3 protein-coding genes are annotated in these 2,188 nt (G+C 52.7%); 2 read left to right on the forward strand and 1 reads right to left on the reverse strand.

What is annotated here, in order from left to right; all coding sequences use genetic code 11:
- The coding region (locus RDN69_RS06095; protein ID WP_288218383.1) for a hypothetical protein at window positions 1-928 on the reverse strand (928 nt) is incomplete at its 3' end.
- Between the two features lie 228 nt (window positions 929-1,156).
- Here RDN69_RS06095 and RDN69_RS06100 point away from each other — a divergent pair.
- Both RDN69_RS06100 and tatC read left to right on the forward strand, forming a co-directional pair.
- The gene (locus RDN69_RS06100; RefSeq protein WP_024048106.1) at window positions 1,157-1,357 is read left to right on the forward strand and encodes a twin-arginine translocase TatA/TatE family subunit; all 201 of its coding nucleotides are present in this window, start codon (window positions 1,157-1,159) and stop codon (window positions 1,355-1,357) included.
- On the forward strand, window positions 1,354-2,082 hold the full coding sequence (gene tatC, locus RDN69_RS06105) for a twin-arginine translocase subunit TatC (RefSeq protein WP_024048105.1): 729 nt from the start codon (window positions 1,354-1,356) through the stop codon (window positions 2,080-2,082). The genes RDN69_RS06100 and tatC overlap by 4 nt, the downstream gene beginning before the upstream one ends.
- The last annotated feature ends 106 nt before the right edge of the window (window positions 2,083-2,188 follow it).

Consider the following 2,188-nt stretch of genomic DNA (forward strand, 5'->3'; position numbering starts at 1 on the left):
CGATGTAGCCTTCCTGACGGTGCGGGTCACGAATGCCGTCACCGGTTTTGTTCAACAAACCGTACGCGAAGGGATCTTTACCGGCGATCATTGCGCCGGCTTTCAGCCAGCCGGCGACGGTTTCATTACCTTTCGCCGAGTTCGGCGCTTCATGTGCGCAAGCCTGGGCGACGACGAAATCTGCAGGGAAACCGCGGTAAATAATTTCCGCGATGGAGAAAATATGGTGAGCGCCGGTGCCCGCAATCGTATATTCCTGCAGCGAACGGCCGTTTTTCTGCCAGGCAAAAACGAACGGCTTCGCGATATCGTGCAGAAGTTCCGCGCCGAATGCGATGTCGCGATTGACGTTATACATGAAAACATCCCGGTATGTATTGCAGACGGCTTCCGTGATGTGCATGTTGGCGTTGACGTGCGTAGCCAAGCCGCCCGGGTACGGATGGTGACTGCCGTAACCGCTGCCCGGCGCCGTGCGGAATTCCTGAATTTTGCCGTCGGAGACGGGGAAGAAATGCGCCTCGTCGGTTTTTGCGGTATCGACCAAGCCTTGGTTGGCCAGCTGCGTGTAGATGCGATGACGCGCCGCCGGTGAACTGTATTCCTGCAAGAAACGCAGCGCCGGATTTTGGATGAGGTCGGTGACTTCGCGCCGCAGTCCCGCATCACGAATTTTTTCCGCGTAACCCAGGATCGAACGGTAGCAACCTTCGATCAGCGGCGCCTGTTGGCCGCATGCGATGGCGTTTTGCGGAATCGCGTCGTACATGACCGGTTTCAGCTGACGCGATTTCACTTCCAGCTCGCGCGCCAATGCAAAGGACGGCATGGAGAGCATGGCCGCGCCCAATGCGGAGCCGGCGGCCAATTTCAAAAAGCCGCGGCGCGACATTGTCGCGGGCGTTGCGTGCATTTCTTCGGTAGACATAGTAATTCCTCCTTTGTTACCCTGTATGGATTCGTCCATAGATAAACGTAACTATAAAGGAGGTTTATTTATAATTTGTTTGGGTTTCGGTAAAAATACGCAAAATTACGGAAATCGCTCTTTGAAACTGAATTTTACAAATTTTAAAAGATTTTTTCACCGTAAAACGATATTGACTCTGTATCCTCAGAAGGAAACCAAGTACCATAAATCAAAGGAGGGTTTACTATGTTCGGCTTGGGCATTCCTGAACTTATCTTAATTTTGGTGATCGGCCTGGTGTTGTTCGGACCGGGTAAACTGCCGGAAATCGGTAAAGCGATGGGCAAAAGCATGCACGAATTTAAAGACGCGATCAACGGCAATGAAACGACCGCAGAAGCGCATAAAGACGTTACCGTCGCTTCGTCGTTACCGCCGAAAGAATGAAAAGCGCAACCTCCGCGGCCTGCTTCGCCGATCCGCAGGAGATGACGCTGATCGATCATCTCGGGGAGTTGCGACGGCGGCTGATCCGCGCCATTCTGGCGGCCGTGGTCGGCATGGCGGTGAGCGGCTGTTTCATCGATTTCATTGTAGCGTTCATCACGGCGCCTGCGGGTCAACTGTATTATCTGCGACCGGCGGAAGCGTTTTTTATTTATGTTAAAGTAGCGATGGTGGCGGGTATTGTCTTTGCTTCGCCGGTGTTATTTTATGAATTCTGGGCGTTTTTGGTGCCGGCGTTTACGCAAAAAGAACACGCGATTCTGGCGCTGTTGGTTCCCGGTTCGCTACTGCTTTTTTTAGCGGGAACGGCGTTCGGCTTTTTCGTTGTCTTGCCGCAGGGGCTGCACTTTTTTCTTTCCTTCGGTGACAGCACCGTGCAACCGCTGATCTCCATGGAAAGTTATTTGGATTTCGCGTTGATGCTGATCCTGCCGTTCGGGTTTGTGTTTAATTTGCCGCTGGTGCTTTTGGCGCTGGCCGAAATGGATGTGGTGTCGTCCGCCTGGCTCAAAGCGCAACGCCGCTTTGTCATCTTGCTGGCGTTTATCGCGGCGGCGATTATTACACCGACGACCGACCTGGTTTCGCAAACGCTGCTGGCCATTCCTATTTTACTTTTATACGAAATCAGCCGATTGATCATTCGCTACGGTTTACACAAATAAAAAAAGTCCTCGCTTGGCGAGGACTTTTTTATTGCCGCGGCGTCGTACGCAGGCGGCGGTAAATCGGCAGGGCAAGGAGTGTGATCAAGCCGCCTTTGATGAGATT

Origin of the sequence: uncultured Negativicoccus sp. (assembly GCF_902480485.1) — a bacterium.
Taxonomy (GTDB): Bacteria; Bacillota; Negativicutes; order Veillonellales; family Negativicoccaceae; genus Negativicoccus; species Negativicoccus succinicivorans.